Origin of the sequence: Paenibacillus sp. FSL R7-0210 (assembly GCF_038009085.1) — a bacterium.
GTDB classification, from domain to species: Bacteria; Bacillota; Bacilli; order Paenibacillales; family Paenibacillaceae; genus Paenibacillus_AQ; species Paenibacillus_AQ silagei.
Genome location: NZ_JBBPAR010000001.1, coordinates 6374221 through 6393589 on the forward strand (window position 1 = coordinate 6374221; position 19369 = coordinate 6393589).

Annotated in this window: 15 protein-coding genes, 1 tRNA gene and 3 rRNA genes; 2 read left to right on the top strand and 17 right to left on the bottom strand. The window is 51.3% G+C overall.

Going from position 1 to position 19369, the window contains the following annotated elements; translation table 11 throughout:
* Window positions 1–132 precede the first annotated feature (132 nt).
* Window positions 133–636, top strand: a complete 504-nt coding sequence (gene tadA, locus MKY64_RS26940) for a tRNA adenosine(34) deaminase TadA (RefSeq protein ID WP_268748444.1) — start codon at window positions 133–135, stop codon at window positions 634–636.
* Window positions 637–680: 44 nt separating this feature from the next.
* Complete coding sequence (locus tag MKY64_RS26945; RefSeq protein ID WP_036724414.1) at window positions 681–1256, top strand: GNAT family N-acetyltransferase; 576 nt, start codon at window positions 681–683, stop codon at window positions 1254–1256.
* Window positions 1257–1331: 75 nt separating this feature from the next.
* Here MKY64_RS26945 and MKY64_RS26950 read toward each other — a convergent pair whose 3' ends face one another.
* From MKY64_RS26950 to folK, 17 genes are all read right to left on the bottom strand, one after another.
* Window positions 1332–2426, bottom strand: coding sequence for a DUF6612 family protein (locus MKY64_RS26950; protein WP_036724413.1), 1095 nt, complete (start codon window positions 2424–2426; stop codon window positions 1332–1334).
* A gap of 104 nt (window positions 2427–2530) precedes the next feature.
* A complete protein-coding gene (locus MKY64_RS26955) occupies window positions 2531–2683 on the bottom strand; it encodes a small acid-soluble spore protein P (RefSeq protein WP_036698929.1) in 153 nt (50 codons plus the stop codon).
* Between the two features lie 12 nt (window positions 2684–2695).
* On the bottom strand, window positions 2696–3037 hold the full coding sequence (locus tag MKY64_RS26960) for a hypothetical protein (RefSeq protein WP_036724411.1): 342 nt from the start codon (window positions 3035–3037) through the stop codon (window positions 2696–2698).
* A 253-nt stretch (window positions 3038–3290) separates the two neighbouring features.
* A tRNA-Ser gene (locus MKY64_RS26965) sits at window positions 3291–3379 on the bottom strand.
* Window positions 3380–3444: 65 nt separating this feature from the next.
* Window positions 3445–4734: a serine--tRNA ligase gene (serS, locus tag MKY64_RS26970; protein WP_209879529.1), complete on the bottom strand. Its 1290-nt coding sequence runs from the start codon at window positions 4732–4734 to the stop codon at window positions 3445–3447.
* Between the two features lie 90 nt (window positions 4735–4824).
* A complete protein-coding gene (gene pdxT, locus MKY64_RS26975; RefSeq protein ID WP_036724408.1) occupies window positions 4825–5409 on the bottom strand; it encodes a pyridoxal 5'-phosphate synthase glutaminase subunit PdxT in 585 nt (194 codons plus the stop codon).
* Window positions 5410–5427: 18 nt separating this feature from the next.
* Window positions 5428–6309 carry a pyridoxal 5'-phosphate synthase lyase subunit PdxS gene (gene pdxS, locus MKY64_RS26980; RefSeq protein WP_036724406.1) on the bottom strand — a complete coding sequence of 294 codons (882 nt, stop codon included), beginning with the start codon at window positions 6307–6309 and terminating at the stop codon, window positions 5428–5430.
* A 120-nt stretch (window positions 6310–6429) separates the two neighbouring features.
* The gene (locus MKY64_RS26985) at window positions 6430–7824 is read right to left on the bottom strand and encodes a D-alanyl-D-alanine carboxypeptidase family protein (protein WP_340956895.1); all 1395 of its coding nucleotides are present in this window, start codon (window positions 7822–7824) and stop codon (window positions 6430–6432) included.
* A 126-nt stretch (window positions 7825–7950) separates the two neighbouring features.
* Window positions 7951–9408 carry an IMP dehydrogenase gene (guaB, locus tag MKY64_RS26990; protein WP_339252716.1) on the bottom strand — a complete coding sequence of 486 codons (1458 nt, stop codon included), beginning with the start codon at window positions 9406–9408 and terminating at the stop codon, window positions 7951–7953.
* A gap of 358 nt (window positions 9409–9766) precedes the next feature.
* Window positions 9767–9883 (bottom strand): 5S ribosomal RNA (gene rrf, locus MKY64_RS26995).
* A 123-nt stretch (window positions 9884–10006) separates the two neighbouring features.
* A 23S ribosomal RNA gene (locus MKY64_RS27000) occupies window positions 10007–12935 on the bottom strand.
* Between the two features lie 328 nt (window positions 12936–13263).
* Window positions 13264–14824 (bottom strand): 16S ribosomal RNA (locus MKY64_RS27005).
* The 16S, 23S and 5S rRNA genes sit together here, the layout of an rRNA operon.
* 380 nt (window positions 14825–15204) lie before the next feature.
* Complete coding sequence (lysS, locus tag MKY64_RS27010) at window positions 15205–16719, bottom strand: lysine--tRNA ligase (RefSeq protein ID WP_036723908.1); 1515 nt, start codon at window positions 16717–16719, stop codon at window positions 15205–15207.
* 169 nt (window positions 16720–16888) lie between these two features.
* The gene (gene greA, locus MKY64_RS27015; protein ID WP_036696487.1) at window positions 16889–17368 is read right to left on the bottom strand and encodes a transcription elongation factor GreA; all 480 of its coding nucleotides are present in this window, start codon (window positions 17366–17368) and stop codon (window positions 16889–16891) included.
* 224 nt (window positions 17369–17592) lie between these two features.
* Complete coding sequence (gene dusB / locus MKY64_RS27020) at window positions 17593–18609, bottom strand: tRNA dihydrouridine synthase DusB (RefSeq protein ID WP_036723910.1); 1017 nt, start codon at window positions 18607–18609, stop codon at window positions 17593–17595.
* Between the two features lie 45 nt (window positions 18610–18654).
* Window positions 18655–18864, bottom strand: a complete 210-nt coding sequence (locus MKY64_RS27025; protein ID WP_036696484.1) for a helix-turn-helix domain-containing protein — start codon at window positions 18862–18864, stop codon at window positions 18655–18657.
* Window positions 18816–19367 carry a 2-amino-4-hydroxy-6-hydroxymethyldihydropteridine diphosphokinase gene (gene folK / locus MKY64_RS27030; protein WP_036723913.1) on the bottom strand — a complete coding sequence of 184 codons (552 nt, stop codon included), beginning with the start codon at window positions 19365–19367 and terminating at the stop codon, window positions 18816–18818. Before folK ends, MKY64_RS27025 begins: the two co-directional genes overlap by 49 nt.
* Between the last annotated feature and the right edge of the window lie 2 nt (window positions 19368–19369).

The following is a 19369-nucleotide window of genomic DNA, read 5'->3' on the forward strand; positions in this document are numbered from 1 at the left end:
TAAACATTTTGCCAAATCGCGATGTGCACAATTTTGTGTATAAGTCGGCCGTTATCCACAGAGTTGTCCACAATTTGTTAAGAACGAATATTTGTTCGTTGTACAATGGGCATAGAAGAAGGGAAGATGCATTTGAATACCAGGCTTGAAGAACTGCCGGCGGAGGAGCGGGCCATTCATGAACATTGGATGACAGAAGCGATAGGAGAAGCCCGCAAGGCCGAGGCCTTGGGCGAAGTGCCGATTGGTGCCGTGGTCGTCCACGAAGGCCAAATTATAGGCCGCGGATATAATCTGCGTGAGACGACGCTTGACTCCACTGCCCATGCGGAGATGGTAGCGATCCGGGAAGCCAGTACAGCCCTGGGCTCCTGGCGTTTGCTCGATTGCCAGCTCTATGTTACCCTGGAGCCTTGTCCTATGTGTGCAGGAGCGATGGTGCAGTCCAGGGTGCCACTCACCGTGTATGGCACTCCAGACCCCAAAGCCGGCTGTGCAGGGACCTTGATGAACCTGCTGGAGGAATCTCGCTTTAATCACCGTACAGAGGTCATCCAGGGCGTGCTGCAGGAGGAATGCGCGGAGCTGCTGACCTCCTTCTTCCGCAAGCTGCGGAAGCGGCCTGCGAAGCTCTAGAACGCCCATTATCACTTATATTATGCTCATAAGGAGAATGCCAGATGTCGTACAAGCTGTATAACAATGCACAGGGGATCTATCTCTCGCTGCTGGAGCTTACGGATGCCGAAGAGCTGCTTAGCCTCCGTCTGCGTAACCGAACCGCACATCAGCAATTTGAGCCCCTGCGCAGTGAAGACTACTTCACCCTGGAGAGCCAGCGTCAGCTGATTAACCAGCGTATCCTGGATGCGCAGCAGGACAGCGCGTATATGTTCGGGATTTATCTGCTCAGCGGCGAGCTGATCGGCCAGATTACGATCTCCAATGTAGTGCGGGGAGTCGGACAATTCTGCGATATCGGCTATCTGATCGATCATGAGCAGCAGGGGCAAGGCTATACCAGTGCCGCCGTACACCTGATCCTCGGGTATGCCTTCCGCTCTCTGGGGCTTCACCGGGTACAGGCTGCCATCCTGCCCCATAATACCGGTTCACGCAGAGTGCTGGAGAAGAACGGCTTCCAGGCCGAAGGACTCGCGCGCCGCTTCATCCGGATCAACGGCGAATGGCAGGATCACCGCACCTACGCCATTCTGGCTGAGGAATTCCTGCCAGAGGGACAGGAATCCCCTTAACCTTCATATGTCCACACAAAAACCCGTATGAGCGCAATTTGCTCATACGGGTTTTTGGCGTGCGGAACTATGGTATTAATAAGTACCCGTACCCATGCCTCCGAATTGCTGCTGCAGCTCTTCCAGAGTAATGACATCATCGCCTTGCGGAATGCCAATCTTGAAGGTCTGCTTCTCATTGATCTTACTGTATTGGTTGCTTGCATTCATAGATAAGGTAACGTTCTCACCCTTGTCAGGATCATTAACCTTGATGTCCATGAGCATATCCTGGTATACCGGATAGTCATCTTTATTAACCGCAGTGTTCAGGTGGAACTGGTTAATGGTAAGATATTTATTCAGATCAGCCAGGCTCTTATCAAACTCGGCACGTGCTTCGCTGGATTGCAGCTCTTCCTTGGCTTTGGCCAGATCAGCGGAGTCAACCTGCAGCAGATCTTTATATTCATCCTTACTCAAAATATCCATGATCTTAGGCAATGCGTTGTTCACGAGGATCGTAAGCGCCTCTTTGACATTATCATTGGTTACCTGGAACTGAACCACCTGCTTGGCATCTACGCCTTCAGGCAGGCCGGCATCCTTAGGTTTGATATTGTTGAAGTATTTCGCTTCATCGTACTCGCCCAGCAGCGTATTCATCACTTCATTCGACAGCTTCTGCACTTTCTGTGCATCCATCTGCGCAGGATTGAATTCTGTTCCCTGCTCTTCCGCCAGCTTTTTCAGATCCACCTCTACGAATTTATTGACAATCGTCTCAGGAATCGGCAGGAACGGAATCGAAGGCACTTTGACGTACAGCTTCTGTCCGGACATAACCATCGGAACCGTGAAGGACATAGCCATATCCCCCTTCAGATTCAGAACCGTTGTAAGCTCTGTCTGCATCGGCTCAGCCTGATAGACTCCATCAATCGTAAGCTCTGCATTCTTAAGCATGCTTAGAATCTGACCCGTCGAAGCGTCAGCCTCATTAGTACCGGTGTCTATCGTCAGATCGTTAATGACCACCTTACTCTTCATTTCGTAAGATGTCATAGCTGTAGCTTTGGCTGCAGCTGAAGTCAGAGCCTCCTTCGGCTCCTCTTTCTTTGCACATCCCGGCAGAATTACTGCAGCAGTTAACAGTAACGCGGCAGCGGATAACCCCCACTTTTTGTTCATTATTTTTCTCCTCTCCCATGTAAAAAGTTTCTTTCCCCTCCCTAATGATAAACCATTTGGCAATTATGAGAAACATTTCTCTTCAATTTCATTGTAAAGTGTGTTTAACCCTGCGGATTATTATGGTCCACATGGTTGGCCTGCTTCACCTTTTTAGACCCGGATAACGGCGCTGGGCCTGAAGAATGGTGCTCCTTGCGGGGCCCCTGGTTGTCCTGCTGTACGCCGGGTACAGGCATGCTCTTGGGTTTGCTCACTTCGATTACCTCCTATGGATTAGTTAAGCCCTGAAGGGCCTGTGCGCACTCATGAATCTGTCTCGTATACTGCTGCGCCAAAAGCTGAACAGCATCCAGCTGCTCATCCGCGTGTACCCCGGCCTGTTCGGCGTCAAGCAAATCTACAGCAACCTCGCGGCTATCCACATAGGTGCAGCGGAAATCCAGAGAATACCCCTGCCGTCCCGCTGCATTGAAATGGATGAGCAGACTGTTCTGGTTCGCCGCATCTCCCTGCACACTGAAGCTATCCCCACTCTCCATCAGTTCCGGCAGCCGCTCCTGCCAGGCAGACACCAGACTCTGCTGATCTACTTGCAATTGTCGGTCCATCTTTATTATCAGCCTCCTTCTCTAATACATTGCGGAGAAAGACGGCTTTTTATTCCCGTTGGAACCGCTTCTGTGAAAAAGAGGCCTTGGCAAGTGGAAACGGCATTGCCGTCCTTTTAAAGGACGGTACCGTTTTGGCGAGAAATAGAAGGATAATTTATAGCGTGAAAAATATAAATTCTTATATTTCAAACAAAAAAACCGTCCTCCTGAGAGAACGGCTTCTATCTGCACTTATTTAGATGTAAAGGAATGGCGGAGAGGATGGGATTCGAACCCATGTGGGCTTGCACCCTAACGGTTTTCAAGACCGCCCCGTTATGACCGCTTCGGTACCTCTCCAATGCACTGAAATTTCACATGCATTAGGAATTATACCACGCCCCGCAAATAATATGCAACTATTATTATTGAGCTGTTTTTGCAGAAATGGATTTCACATTACGCATATACGGCTGCAGGCATTCCGGAATCAGCACACTTCCGTCCTCCTGCTGGTAATTCTCCAGAATAGCTGCTACCGTACGCCCTACAGCCAGGGCAGAGCCATTCAGCGTATGCACGAATTCAGGCTTCGCCTTCGGCTCCTTGCGGTAACGGATATTGGCCCGGCGCGCCTGGAAGTCCTCGGTATTGGAGCATGAGGAGATCTCGCGGTACATGCCGCTCTCAGGCAGCCACACCTCAAGGTCATACGTCTTGGCAGAGGTGAAGCCCATATCTGCCGTACAGAGCAGCAGGACGCGGTAGGGCAGTCCCAGAAGCTGCAGGACGCGCTCAGCATCGGCTGTCATCTTCTCCAGCTCCTCATAGGAGCTCTCCGGGCTGGCCAGCTTCACCAATTCCACCTTGTTGAACTGATGCTGACGGATTAGACCACGGGTATCGCGTCCCGCAGAACCGGCTTCCGAGCGGAAGCAAGAGCTATAGGCCACATGATACTTCGGCAGATCGCCAGCTGTCATAATCTCTTCACGGTAATAGTTCGTCACAGGCACTTCCGCCGTAGGAATCAGATAATACTCTGTATCCCGCAGTTTGAACAGATCCTCTTCGAATTTCGGCAGCTGTCCCGTTCCATAGAGGCTGTCCTTATTAACAATATAAGGCGGCAGCATCTCTTCATAGTTATGTTCCCCGCTGTGCAGGTCCATCATGAAATTGATCAGGGCACGTTCCAGTCTGGCACCCAGTCCTTTATAGAAGACAAACCGGGAACCCGTAACCTTCGCCGCTGCCTCAAAATCAATGATATCCAGCTGCTGCGCCAGCTCCCAGTGAGATTTCGGAGTGAAACCAAGCTCTGTAGGCTCTGACCAGCGGCGCACTTCGACATTGTCTGCCTCAGAGGTACCTACCGGCACCGATTCATGCGGAATATTCGGGATGCTCATCGTCAGCTCGTCAATTTTGACCTCAAGCTCACGCACCTCATCATCTAATTCCTTAATCCGGTCAGATACCGTACGCATTTCTGCGATCAGATCATCAGCCGGTTCCTTGTTCTTCTTCTTCTTGGCTACGTCTCCGGATACAGTGTTCCGGCGGTTCTTGAGCCCTTCTGTCTCCTGAAGCAGCTCACGGCGGCGCTGATCCAGAGCCGGGAAGCCGGCAATCAAATCCAGCGACTTTCCTCTTTTATTCAGTGCCTCTTCTACTCTTGCATAATCGCTGCGCAATACTTTAACATCTAACACAAAGTTTCCCTCCTGAAAACAGCCCAAACTCTTTCAAAATGCTGTTTTGTTTGCAGCTTTGAAAGAGTCAAAGTGTCCTTATATGCGGTTCTATAGATTGGCTGCAATACGGTCCTCTACCATGTCGGCAAAATATTGATGCAGCCTGTAATCATCAGTCAATTCCGGGTGAAACGAGCAGGCCAGCAGATTGCCCTGGCGCGCGGTTACAATCTCATCCTTATAGAGCGTAAGCACCTCAACATCAGGACCCACCTCTTCAATAAGTGGAGCGCGGATAAATACCGCCCGCACAGGCTCAGCAATCCCCTTAACCTCGAGATCACATTCAAAGCTTTCCCGCTGGCGGCCAAAGGCATTCCTGGCCACGGTAATATCCATCAGCTCCAGATGACCGGCCTCGTCTCCGGCAATCCGCTTCGCCAGCACGATCATACCGGCGCATGTGCCGAAAATAGGCTTCCCTTGACCCGCGAACTCACGAACAGCCTCAATAAAGCCATATTTGCGCATCAATTTGCCAATCGTCGTACTCTCACCGCCGGGAATGATCAGACCATCTACCCCGTCTAACTCCTCTACACGCTTAATAGGCAGGCCCTGCGCGCCGGTCTTCTCAATACTGACAATATGCTCTGTAACAGCGCCTTGAAGCGCTAACACTCCAATTCTCATCCGGAAGCCTTCTCTCTATTAACGGCCGCGTTCCGACATGCGTTCAGCCGGGGACAACGTGGCGATATCAATCCCCTTCATCGGAGCGCCCAGATTCTTGGATACTTCAGCAATCAGCTTGTAGTCCGTGAAGTGGGTTGTCGCTTCGACGATGGCACGGGCGAACTTCTCAGGATTGTCCGATTTGAAAATCCCGGAGCCGACAAACACCCCATCAGCACCCAGATGCATCATGAGCGCGGCATCGGCAGGCGTAGCTACACCACCGGCAGCGAAATTAACGACAGGCAGCTTGCCCAGCTCGTGAACCTCCAGCAGCAGCTCATACGGAACACCCAGCGTCTTAGCTTCATGATATAGCTCATCAAGTGAGAGGCCGGTCACCTTGCGGATCTGGCTGTTGATATGGCGCATATGGCGGACAGCCTCCACGATGTTGCCGGTTCCCGGCTCACCCTTGGTGCGGATCATGGAGGCCCCTTCGCTAATCCGGCGCAGCGCTTCCCCAAGATCCTTGGCTCCGCATACAAAAGGAACCGTGAATTCGCGTTTGTTGATATGGAACACTTCATCGGCAGGAGTTAGCACTTCACTCTCATCGAGATAGTCTACACCCAGAGATTCTAGAACCTTGGCTTCCACATAGTGACCGATCCGCGCTTTGGCCATTACAGGGATACTCACTACCTTAATAACCTCTTCTACAATAGTAGGATCGGCCATACGTGCGACACCACCCGCAGCGCGGATATCAGAAGGTACACGCTCCAGGGCCATTACGGCTACTGCGCCTGCGGCCTCGGCAATTTTCGCCTGCTCTGCATTCATGACGTCCATAATGACGCCGCCCTTTTGCATTTCTGCCATGCCTCTTTTGACTCGCGATGTTCCTGTTTCCATATCTACGCCTCCCGTTAGATCTAACCTAATCTAACATGTTATTTTACCGCAAGGCTGTAATATATACAACCTATTTACTGGGATTTTGTCGTGAAGCTAGTACCTGTGCACCTGTTAAGGTTAGAACAGATTTTTAATTCCTTTGAACAGATCACCGAAAAAATCACCTATGGCTCTCAGCAGCAGCTTGAACCAGCCCGCCTTCTCCGCTTCCTCGGCAGTAATCAGGTTCACCGTCTTCTCTTGCGTCTGATTCATTCCTTCAATCTTATAGGAGTACGTGACCTTACCTACCTTACTGGCTCCGGCAATCGGTGCGACCAGCGTAGCCGGATCATTCGTGACCACAGTGGTCTTGATCTGCGGCGATACAGTACCCTTAGGGACCATGAACGTTACACCAGCATCCGTTACTACGGATACCTCTTTATTCTTGCCCTTCAGCACAGGCACAGTCTCAGTGCCGGCAATCACAGCCTTAGGCGCAACTACCTGCTTAATCTCGAAATTATTGAAGCCAAAATCCAGCACCTTCTTCGTTTCGGTGAAACGGTGGGCCTCAGAGTCCGCTCCCATAACTACGCTGATTAGACGCATGCCGTCACGCACCGCAGTACCCGTGAAGCAATTACCGGCGTTAGTGGTATGTCCTGTCTTCAGTCCGTCCAGGCCCGGATAAGCGTATGCCTTGAAATTGGGGATATTCTTGTTGGCTTCCAGCATCCAGTTGTAGTTAATCATCGGCTTCGAATCACGCTCGCGGAATTTATACGATTGAATTGTCGTAAAATCTGTAAACTCCGGATGATCGGTGACAATATATTTGGCCAGTATCGCTGCATCCATCGCAGACATTACTGTTTCGCCTTCACCCTCCGGGCGGAATTTGGCAGGCATGTCCTTACGGTCAAGCCCGGTCGGATTAATGAAATGGGCCGTCTTCATCCCCATCTTCTTCGCCGTTTCATTCATCATAGTGACGAACTGCTGCTCTGAACCGCCTACCAGTTCAGCCAAGGCAACCGTAGCATCATTGGCTGAGCCTACTGCCATCGCTATGTAGAGTTCTTTAACTGTATGTTCATCACCCGCAGCCAGAAAAATCCGTGAACCAATCTGCTTGGACGCATTCTCTTGGACAATGACTTTCTGGTCCCAGGAGATCTTGCCGCTATTTACAGCTTCAGTTACAAGATATTCTGTCATCATCTTCGTCATACTCGCCGGAGGCATCGCCTGGTCAGCATTAAGTGAGAGCAGAACCTCCCCTGTAGTAGGCTCAATCAGCACTGCAGATTTCACATTCAGTCCCAGAGATTCCACGCTTGGAATCTTGGCTGCTGCCGTCTTGGCAGGGGTAGCTGCTGCCTTGGTTCCAGCCTCGGTTGTAGCCGGTTTATTTACTGCCTCTGCCATTGCAGAAGCCGCAGGAAATGCTAGCATATTTAGAAGCAGACCTGCTGCCACTGTCTTAATCACAATTTGCTTACTGCTTAGTTTCCGCTTGTACTTCAATGATTACTACTCTCCTTTAATCCTCAGATCAGTGCTTGTTCTATTCTAACACAGGGGTATCTGCAAAAAAAGACAGACAGGACGAATTCGTCCCGTCTGTCGGCAAAATAAGTGATTCTCTCCGGTTTATAGAGAATAGTTCGGGGCTTCCTTGGTGATCTGGACATCATGGGGATGACTCTCTCGCAGGCCTGCCCCAGTGATACGGATGAACGAGGTATCATTGCGCAGCTCTTCTAATGTCTTCGTTCCGCAATAGCCCATACCGGAACGCAGTCCGCCGATCAATTGGTGAACCGTGTCAGACAATGGCCCTTTAAAAGCGACTCGGCCCTCAATGCCTTCCGGTACCAGCTTCTTATCATCATCCTGGAAATAACGGTCTTTACTGCCCTGCTTCATGGCGCTCATGCTGCCCATGCCACGGTATACCTTGTATTTACGTCCCTGGTAGATTTCCGACTCTCCCGGGCTCTCTTCTGTACCGGCGAACAGGCTTCCCATCATGACTGCAGCAGCACCGGCAGCGATGGCCTTGGTAATCTCTCCGGAGTACTTAATTCCTCCGTCTGCAATCACCGGAATGCCGTATTCACGGGCTACAGTCGCACAATCGTAGATCGCGGTAACCTGCGGAACGCCTATACCGGCAATTACGCGGGTAGTACAGATAGAGCCTGGACCAATACCCACCTTGATTACGGAGGCTCCTGCTTCAATCAATTCCCGGGTAGCTTCGCCTGTAGCCACATTACCGGCTACGATGGTTAGGTCAGGATAAGTCTCGCGCAGCTTACGCACTGCATCGATAATATTGATGTGATGGCCATGTGCGGAATCCACGGTAATCAGGTCCACACCGGCTTTTACCAGTGCTTCAGTCCGTTCCAGCGTGTCCTTGGAGATCCCGATTGCCGCTCCAACCAGCAGACGTCCATGAGAATCCTTGGCACCGTTGGGGAACTGGATAGCTTTCTCTATATCTTTAATAGTAATGAGACCTTTAAGAATATTATGCTCGTCTACCAGCGGCAGCTTCTCAATCTTGTGGCGCTGCAGAATGCCTTTCGCTTCCTGAAGAGTGGTTCCTACAGCAGCTGTAACGAGATTCTCATGAGTCATCACTTCTTTGATCTGAATATTGAAATCATGGATGAAACGCAAGTCGCGGTTCGTCAGAATACCGACAAGCTTGCCCTGTTCATCTACGATAGGCACACCCGAAATGCGGTATTTGCCCATCAGAACTTCAGCATCGGATACCCAGTGGTCCGGCGTAAGTGAGAATGGATTGGTAATAACCCCGCTCTCTGAGCGCTTCACACGGTCCACCTCTTCTGCCTGCTGCTCCACGGACATATTCTTATGAATGATGCCGATCCCGCCCTCACGGGCGATAGCAATCGCCATAGCGGCTTCTGTGACTGTGTCCATACCTGCACTCATCAAAGGGATATTCAGCTTCACATTCTTGCTGAGTACAGTGGTTAAGTCCACTTCCTTAGGCAATACCTCGGATTTACGCGGAACCAGCAGCACATCATCAAAAGTGAATCCCTCTTTACCAAACTTATCTTCCCACACCTGGGTCATTCCTCCTCTAAATTCTTTTCTCTACCCGCCCGCCAACTTATGAATAAAGAAACTCCTGCGTCAAGTCCATACCCGATAGACAGCAGTAGAGGCCTGGGAGTTATACATAATTGTGTCTTCTGTTAAGGTTTGAGAGGCTTGTCCAAAAATATATTATTGTCCATCTTAGCAAAGGGCATTTGGCCTGTCAAGAATATTACACCGCTCTGTGAAGGGATTAGGCAATCCGCCCTCCGGTAAGCGAATTCTTGGACTAAAGTCCGTCTCCAGTGGACAATAGAACAAATTTCGGCGGCATCCCCGGATATACAAAAAGACCACTGTTGAGAAATCAACAGTGGTCTTGTGTGCTTGGCAACGTCCTACTCTCCCAGGACCCTTCGGTCCAAGTACCATCGGCGCTGGAGGGCTTAACGGTCGTGTTCGGGATGGGTACGTGTGGAACCCCTCCGCTATCGCCACCAAACATGATTTTTCGAAGCCTACGCTTCTCGAAATCGCTACAGAAAATATCAAACCATCGGTTTAACATCCTGCCAGGCTTGATCGCCTGAAAACTGAATCCGAAACGAATCTGCGAATTATTTTTTTGGATAAGCCCTCGACCGATTAGTATTGGTCAGCTCCATGCATTGCTGCACTTCCACCTCCAACCTATCTACCTCGTCGTCTTCAAGGGGTCTTACATACTGGGAAATCTCATCTTGAGGGGGGCTTCACGCTTAGATGCTTTCAGCGCTTATCCCGTCCGTACGTAGCTACTCAGCCATGCTCCTGGCGGAACAACTGATGCACCAGCGGTACGTCCATCCCGGTCCTCTCGTACTAAGGACAGCTCCTCTCAAATTTCCTGCGCCCACGACAGATAGGGACCGAACTGTCTCACGACGTTCTGAACCCAGCTCGCGTACCGCTTTAATGGGCGAACAGCCCAACCCTTGGGACCTACTTCAGCCCCAGGATGCGATGAGCCGACATCGAGGTGCCAAACCTCCCCGTCGATGTGGACTCTTGGGGGAGATAAGCCTGTTATCCCCAGGGTAGCTTTTATCCGTTGAGCGATGGCCCTTCCATGCGGTACCACCGGATCACTAAGTCCGACTTTCGTCCCTGCTCGACTTGTAGGTCTCGCAGTCAAGCTCCCTTATGCCTTTGCACTCTGCGAATGATTTCCAACCATTCTGAGGGAACCTTTGAACGCCTCCGTTACTCTTTAGGAGGCGACCGCCCCAGTCAAACTGCCCGCCTGACACGGTCCCCGTACCCGATGAGGGCACTAGGTTAGAACCTAGATACGATCAGGGTGGTATCCCAACGGCGCCTCCGCAGAAGCTTGCGCTCCTGCCTCCACGGCTCCCACCTATCCTGTACAGATCGTACCCAAATTCAATATCAAGCTGCAGTAAAGCTCCATGGGGTCTTTCCGTCTTGTCGCGGGTAACCTGCATCTTCACAGGTATTAAAATTTCACCGGATCTCTCGTTGAGACAGCGCCCAAGTCGTTACGCCATTCGTGCGGGTCAGAATTTACCTGACAAGGAATTTCGCTACCTTAGGACCGTTATAGTTACGGCCGCCGTTTACTGGGGCTTCGGTTCACAGCTTCGGGTTTAACCCCTAACCGCTCCCCTTAACCTTCCAGCACCGGGCAGGCGTCAGCCCGTATACTTCGCCTTGCGGCTTCGCACAGACCTGTGTTTTTGCTAAACAGTCGCTTGGGCCTTTTCACTGCGGCCCCCTCGGGCTATTCACCCTACCGAGGCACCCCTTCTCCCGAAGTTACGGGGTCATTTTGCCGAGTTCCTTAACGAGAGTTCTTCCGCGCGCCTTAGAATTCTCTTCTCGCCTACCTGTGTCGGTTTGCGGTACGGGCACCTTCTCCTGGCTAGAGGCTTTTCTTGGCAGTGTGAGATCATGACCTTCGCTACTGTAATTTTCGCTCCCCATCACAGCCCAGCCTTAATGATGTGCGGATTTGCCTGCACACCAGCCTCACTGCTTAGACGGACATCCATCAGTCCGCGTCACTACCCTCCTGCGTCACCCCATCGCTCATAGCGGATTACGGTGGTACAGTAATTTCAAACTGTTGTCCTTCGACTACGCCTGTCGGCCTCGCCTTAGGTCCCGACTTACCCTGAGCGGACGAGCCTTCCTCAGGAAACCTTGGGCTTTCGGCGGATCAGATTCTCACTGATCTTTTCGTTACTCATACCGGCATTCTCACTTGTATGCTGTCCAGCGCTCCTTACGGTACACCTTCAACCCACATACAACGCTCCCCTACCCCAGATGCAAAGCATCTAGCCATAGCTTCGGTGGTGTGTTTAGCCCCGTTACATTTTCGGCGCAGAGTCACTCGACCAGTGAGCTATTACGCACTCTTTCAATGGTGGCTGCTTCTAAGCCAACATCCTGGTTGTCTGTGCAACTCCACATCCTTTCCCACTTAACACACACTTGGGGACCTTAGCTGATGGTCTGGGCTGTTTCCCTTTTGACAATGGATCTTAGCACTCACTGTCTGACTCCCGGCAAGAAGTAAATGGCATTCGGAGTTTGACTGAGCTTGGTAACCCTTGCGGGCCCCGCACCCAATCAGTGCTCTACCTCCACCACTCCATTCACCGAGGCTAGCCCTAAAGCTATTTCGGGGAGAACCAGCTATCTCCGAGTTCGATTGGAATTTCTCCGCTACCCCCACCTCATCCCCGCATTTTTCAACATGCGTGGGTTCGGGCCTCCAGTGCGTGTTACCGCACCTTCACCCTGGACAGGGGTAGATCACACGGTTTCGGGTCTACGTCCACATACTTAGTCGCCCTATTCAGACTCGCTTTCGCTGCGGCTCCGGCTTCTCACCTTAACCTTGCATGTTAAACGTAACTCGCCGGTTCATTCTACAAAAGGCACGCCATCACCCATAGAAAGGGCTCTGACTTTTTGTAAGCACACGGTTTCAGGTTCTATTTCACTCCCCTTCCGGGGTGCTTTTCACCTTTCCCTCACGGTACTGTTTCACTATCGGTCGCCAGGTAGTATTTAGCCTTAGCAGATGGTCCTGCTGGATTCATACGGGGTTTCACGTGCCCCGCACTACTCGGGATCCGTCTCGGAGGGAACACAGTTTAGGCTACAGGGCTTTTACCTCTATCGCGGGCCTTTCCAGACCTCTTCGCCTACCATATTCCTTTGTAACTCCATGTGAGACGTCCCACAACCCCAAGAGGCAAGCCTCTTGGTTTAGGCTGTTCCGCGTTCGCTCGCCGCTACTGACGGAATCACTATTGTTTTCTCTTCCTCAGGGTACTTAGATGTTTCAGTTCCCCTGGTCTGCCTCTGCGTATCCTATGTATTCAGATACGAGTAACTGCGAATTACCACAGCTGGGTTTCCCCATTCGGACACCCCCGGATCAAAGCTTGCTTACAGCTCCCCGAGGCAGTTTCGTTGTTCGCCACGTCCTTCGTCGGCTCCTGGCGCCTAGGCATCCTCCGTGTGCTCTTAGTAGCTTAACCTCGATTTTTCCTTCAGGAAAATATCGGACAATGAATTTCTTCAACGCCTGTATTTCCATTAAGATCATCGTAGCATCGCCATTAATTCAAAACTTGTTTACACAAGTTCAGCTTAAAGGAATGTTCTAAAACGCAAATTCGTTTCGGTATCCAGTTTTCAAGGATCAAGTTGCTGTTATTATGAAACAATCACGACTGTGATGTTCGGAATAACAGACAGTGTTACTTGAGAGTTTGAGCTCTCAAAACTGACCAACGAGTGAGTAACTAGCCGAACGGCTAGATTTAAGATTTGAATGTTTCCGTTGCAGGAAACGATTCTCCATAGAAAGGAGGTGATCCAGCCGCACCTTCCGATACGGCTACCTTGTTACGACTTCACCCCAATCATCTACCCCACCTTCGGCGGCTGGCTCCCTTGCGGGTTACCCCACCGACTTCGGGTGTTGTAAACTCTCGTGGTGTGACGGGCGGTGTGTACAAGACCCGGGAACGTATTCACCGCGGCATGCTGATCCGCGATTACTAGCAATTCCGACTTCATGCAGGCGAGTTGCAGCCTGCAATCCGAACTGAGACCGGCTTTGCTGGGATTGGCTCCACCTCGCGGCTTCGCTTCCCGTTGTACCGGCCATTGTAGTACGTGTGTAGCCCAGGTCATAAGGGGCATGATGATTTGACGTCATCCCCACCTTCCTCCGGTTTGTCACCGGCAGTCACTCTAGAGTGCCCAGCTCAACCTGCTGGCAACTAAAGTCAAGGGTTGCGCTCGTTGCGGGACTTAACCCAACATCTCACGACACGAGCTGACGACAACCATGCACCACCTGTCTCAACTTTCCCCGAAGGGCACCTGATGCATCTCTGCTTCGTTAGTTGGATGTCAAGACCTGGTAAGGTTCTTCGCGTTGCTTCGAATTAAACCACATACTCCACTGCTTGTGCGGGTCCCCGTCAATTCCTTTGAGTTTCAGTCTTGCGACCGTACTCCCCAGGCGGAGTGCTTACTGTGTTAACTTCGGCACCAAGGGTATCGAAACCCCTAACACCTAGCACTCATCGTTTACGGCGTGGACTACCAGGGTATCTAATCCTGTTTGCTCCCCACGCTTTCGCGCCTCAGCGTCAGTTACAGCCCAGAAAGTCGCCTTCGCCACTGGTGTTCCTCCACATATCTACGCATTTCACCGCTACACGTGGAATTCCACTTTCCTCTTCTGTACTCAAGTCACCCAGTTTCCAGTGCGACCTCAGGTTGAGCCCAAGGTTTAAACACCAGACTTAAATAACCGCCTGCGCGCGCTTTACGCCCAATAATTCCGGACAACGCTTGCCCCCTACGTATTACCGCGGCTGCTGGCACGTAGTTAGCCGGGGCTTTCTTCTCAGGTACCGTCACTCCGGTAGCAGTTACTCTACCGGACGTTCTTCCCTGGCAACAGAGCTTTACGATCCGAAAACCTTCATCACTCACGCGGCATTGCTCCGTCAGGCTTGCGCCCATTGCGGAAGATTCCCTACTGCTGCCTCCCGTAGGAGTCTGGGCCGTGTCTCAGTCCCAGTGTGGCCGTTCACCCTCTCAGGTCGGCTACGCATCGTCGCCTTGGTGGGCCGTTACCCCACCAACTAGCTAATGCGCCGCAGGCCCATCCCCAAGCAGCAGATTGCTCCGCCTTTCATTCTTCTCTCAGGAGAAAAAAGAAATTATCCGGTATTAGCTACCGTTTCCGGTAGTTATCCCAGGCTTGAGGGCAGGTTGCCTACGTGTTACTCACCCGTCCGCCGCTAAGTTTGAAAGGAAGCAAGCTTCCTTTCAAACTCCGCTCGACTTGCATGTATTAGGCATGCCGCCAGCGTTCGTCCTGAGCCAGGATCAAACTCTCCAAATTGGTATTTAGAAAGAGCGATTGCTCATTTTGAAACATCTGACGAGAATTTACATTCTCATTTTTGGATCTCACCGAAGTGATCTCCAGACACTCACTCGTTGTTCAGTTTTCAAAGATCAAGCTCGTCGTTAGTGTCGATGTTATCGTCACCAGCAACTCTTATAATATATCACATCCAGCCGATCAATGCAAGCTCTTTTTTCAACTTCTTGTTCGAGCCAGGCGTTGATGTTTCGCGGCCAGAAATAGAATATATCACGGATAGACATTCATTGCAAGCATTATTTCTAAATCATTTGACCAGAGTATTCAATCCCCGATGCCAAGAGAACTGCCTGAGCAGCTCCCTTGGTTATCCGGGTCTGGAATCAGAGAAATCCTTAGTCTTTATTACGCATATGAGGGAACAGCAGCACGTCACGGATAGATGCTGAATTGGTCAGCAGCATGATCAGACGGTCTACACCGATACCCAGTCCGCCTGTTGGCGGCATGCCGTACTCCAGAGCGCGGATGAAATCATCATCCATCTCATGGGCTTCATCATTGCCCTGCTCTTTCTCGTGAATCTGTGCTTCGAAGCGCTGACGCTGGTCAATCGGATCATTCAGCTCGCTGAACGCATTGGCATGCTCGCGGGCCACAATGAACAGCTCGAACCGGTCGGTGAAGCGCGGGTCCTCTTCATTCTTTTTGGCAAGCGGTGAGATCTCTACAGGATGTCCCATTACGAATGTCGGCTGAATCAGCGTCTCTTCAACAAACTGCTCGAAGAACGCATTCAGGATATGTCCAAAGGTCATATGCTTCTCTACCGGTACCCGGTGTTCCTTAGCCAGAGCCTGTGCTTCTTCATCCGTCATCTGAACACCGAAGTCTACTCCGGTTACTTCCTTAACGGCATCCACCATAGTAACGCGGCGCCAGCCTGGAGACAGATCCACTTCCTGTCCTTGATAATTAATTACCTGGGAGCCCAGCACCTCGCTGGCAATATGAGCGATCAGACTCTCTGTCAGATGCATAATGTCCTTGTAATCCGCATACGCTTCATACAGCTCGATCATTGTGAATTCCGGATTATGGCGTGTTGAAATACCCTCATTACGGTATACACGGCCAATCTCATAGACTTTCTCCAGACCGCCGACGATTAGACGCTTCAGGTGCAATTCGATGGCAATCCGCATATACAGCTGCATATCCAGCGTGTTGTGGTGTGTAATAAACGGACGGGCCGCTGCTCCGCCAGCGATGGCATGCAGGGTCGGAGTCTCCACCTCTAAATAACCCAGCGAGTCCAGATAACGGCGCATCGATTGGATAATCCGTGAACGCATGATGAAGGTCTGCTGTACCTCAGGGTTAATGATCAGGTCCACATAACGCTGACGATAGCGGAGTTCTACATCCTTCAGACCATGATACTTCTCGGGAAGCGGAAGCAAGGACTTGGACAGCACCTCAAGGTTATCCACTTTAATAGAGGTTTCGCCGGTCTTTGTCTTGAACAGGGTTCCCCGGATACCGACGATATCGCCAAGATCAAGGATCGTGAAGGCTGCATATTGCGACTCAGGGATACTGTCCTGGCGCACATAGATCTGGATTTTGCCGCTAAGGTCCTGGATGTGAGAAAAGCTTGCCTTGCCCATGACCCGTTTCGCCATAATGCGTCCGGCCACACTAACCTCCAGCGCCAGCTCGTCCAGCTCTTCCTTGGTTTGCCCGTCGTATTTGGCCAGAAGATCGCCTGCAGCAGCGGTACGCTCATATTTCTTGCCAAACGGGTCGATACCGAGTGCGCGGAGCTCGTCCAGCTTGCCCCGGCGGATCTGCAGCAATTCACTTAATTCATTCTCTGTAGCTTCGACGTTGTTGATTTCTTCCGTCATGTTCTTCATCCTCTCTTACTCACTATACAAAAGAAGAAACGGCTCCGCCCCGATCTAGAGGACAGTCCGTTCCGGTACAAAATATAAGCTGTATGTGTTCACCCATATTTTACGGCTGGTATTCATATCTTTTGAAAAAAGCTTCCCTAAGGAAGCTTTCGGAACCGTCTTACTTCATTTTGATATCAAGAATTTTATATTGAATGACGCCTGCAGGGACACTAACATCCACAATCGTACCAATCTTCTTGCCGATGATCGCTCTGCCTACAGGGCTCTCATTGGAAATTTTGTTGTTCAGCGGATCGGATTCGGCAGTACCCACGATGGTGTACTCCATAATGTCGCCATACTCCATATCTTCAACGTTCACCGTTACTCCGATGCTTACCACATCTGTCACGATCTCATCACTATTAATAATACGGGCATTGCGGAGCATCTTCTCCAAAGTAAGAACCCGTCCTTCAATGAAGGCCTGTTCATTCTTCGCGTCTTCATATTCCGAGTTCTCACTGATATCTCCGTAGCCGATGGCCACTTTGATACGTTCCGCTACTTCGCGGCGCTTAACGGATTTGAGGAACTCCAGTTCTTCTTCCAGACGCTTAAGTCCGTCCGGTGTAAGGATGACTTCTTTATCGCTCATCTTAACCGATTCTCCTGTCGTATACATTTATTGAAAACACCATACTATATGCGAATCCGGAGGGATCAGAACCCTCCTTCACCATTGCTCCTGCTGTAACGGCGATTTTATACTGTGAAATTATATTGGAACCGCTACAAAATGTCAATGACGCCCCATATAATGTTTAGCAATAACCAATAAAGCACACAGGAACGGGGCTTAGTCCCAGGAATATGTGAGGCTCATACGGCAAAAAGCTCGCTATCCGCGCTGTTCTGCTCCTCATCCTGCTTAAGCTGACCGACAAAATCATTCAAAATCCGCACCATCTCGTCACGTTTCGTTTCTTCCATAATAACGTCCTTCACGCGTGCGGCCGCCTTAAAGCCCTTCAAATACCAGGCCAGATGCTTGCGCATCTCGCGGACAGCCACAGCTTCACCCTTAAGAGCAATCAGGCGGTCCATATGAAGAATGGCTACCTTAATCTTCTCTTCAGCGCCAGGCTCAGGCATCAGAACACCGGTATCCAAATATTGAATCGTCCGGTACAGCATCCACGGATTGCCCAGTGCGCCACGCCCGATCATTACACCGTCACAGCCGGTCTGGTCCAGCATCGCCCGCGCATCCTCCGGCGTATTCACATCGCCATTGCCGATTACCGGGATCGATACTGCCTCTTTAGCCATACGGATATAATTCCAGTCGGCACGTCCCGTATAGAGCTGCTCGCGGGTCCGCCCATGTACGCTGACCGCCGCTCCGCCGGCCCGTTCCACCGCACGTGCATTCTCTTCAACGAAGATATGCTCGCTGTCCCAGCCGATCCGCATTTTCACGGTGACCGGTTTGTCCACGGCCTCCACTACTGCGGATACCATCTCATAGATTTTGTCCGGATTCAGCAGCCAGCGTGCTCCGGCATCGCATTTGGTCACCTTGGGCACCGGGCAGCCCATGTTAATGTCGATGATATCGGCATTCGTCTCTTTATCGACAATTCTCGCCGCATCCACCAGCGATTCCCGGTCACCGCCAAAAATTTGCAGGCTCAGCGGTTTCTCGCGCTCATCGACAAAGAGCATTTCACGCGTACGCTGGTTGCCATGTACGATCGCCTTGCCGCTGACCATCTCCGCACAGACCAGGCCAGTCCCGAATTCTTTGGCAATCAGACGAAATGCCGGGTTACATACGCCAGCCATAGGCGCCAGCACGACCTGATTCTTCAATTCAATATCACCAATCTTCAGCATGGCCCAATCACTTCCCTACCTCAATTTGTAACGTTCAGCCCGGTCTTAGGGTGCCGGATGAGCCAATTCCTCTACCGTCACTTCCAGAAAATCCGCAATTTTATTTAAAATTTGATCTTCCAAACGTCTGTTGCCCCGCTCCACTGCGCCAAGCACAGCAAGTGATATTCCGACAGAATCCGCCAGTTCCTGCTGCGTGTAGCCCTTCAGCTTCCGGAACGCTCTGACCCGCATTCCCATACGTTTGTTGTCCACAGGCGAATTCCTGCCTTTCCGTCTATGTCTTGCAGCGCTGTTGTAATTAATCTGCGGAAACCGGAAGACTCTTCGTTCTGCGATAAGATATCGCTGAGCGGCAGAAGGACAAACGCCCGCTCCAGCATCCTCGGATGAGGCAGCGTCAGATCCGGCGTGTCCAGGGTCAACCCCTCTACCCACAGCAAATCCAAATCTACCGTTCTCGGTCCATACCGCACATCCCGGACCCGGCCTAACTGGGTCTCCGTGTCCAGCATCACATGAAGCAGCTCCTCCGGTGCTAGTGTGGTGCGCAGAACAGCCGCCATGTTAAGAAACTGAGGCTGATCCAGATATCCGACAGGCTCCGTCTCGTAGACCCGGGAGGTGCGCATAACTTCAATCTTGTCGTGATGCTCCAGCCGGTGCAGGGCTTCTCTCAAGGTGCCTTGACGGTCACCCAGGTTAGCCCCTAAAGCAATATAAGCCTCTGATGCCTCAGAGGTAGAAGGTATGTTCATCA

Excerpts from the sequence above, each read along its gene's own strand:
- pdxT (WP_036724408.1), bottom strand. The coding sequence starts at position 5,409 with ATGAGAATTGGAGTGTTAGCGCTTCAAGGCGCTGTTACAGAGCATATT.
- MKY64_RS26960 (WP_036724411.1), bottom strand. The coding sequence starts at position 3,037 with ATGGACCGACAATTGCAAGTAGATCAGCAGAGTCTGGTGTCTGCCTGG.
- MKY64_RS26950 (WP_036724413.1), bottom strand. The coding sequence starts at position 2,426 with ATGAACAAAAAGTGGGGGTTATCCGCTGCCGCGTTACTGTTAACTGCT.
- MKY64_RS26945 (WP_036724414.1), top strand. The coding sequence starts at position 681 with ATGTCGTACAAGCTGTATAACAATGCACAGGGGATCTATCTCTCGCTG.
- folK (WP_036723913.1), bottom strand. The coding sequence starts at position 19,367 with ATGAACATACCTTCTACCTCTGAGGCATCAGAGGCTTATATTGCTTTA.
- dusB (WP_036723910.1), bottom strand. The coding sequence starts at position 18,609 with ATGCTGAAGATTGGTGATATTGAATTGAAGAATCAGGTCGTGCTGGCG.
- greA (WP_036696487.1), bottom strand. The coding sequence starts at position 17,368 with ATGAGCGATAAAGAAGTCATCCTTACACCGGACGGACTTAAGCGTCTG.
- lysS (WP_036723908.1), bottom strand. The coding sequence starts at position 16,719 with ATGACGGAAGAAATCAACAACGTCGAAGCTACAGAGAATGAATTAAGT.
- pdxS (WP_036724406.1), bottom strand. The coding sequence starts at position 6,309 with ATGGAAACAGGAACATCGCGAGTCAAAAGAGGCATGGCAGAAATGCAA.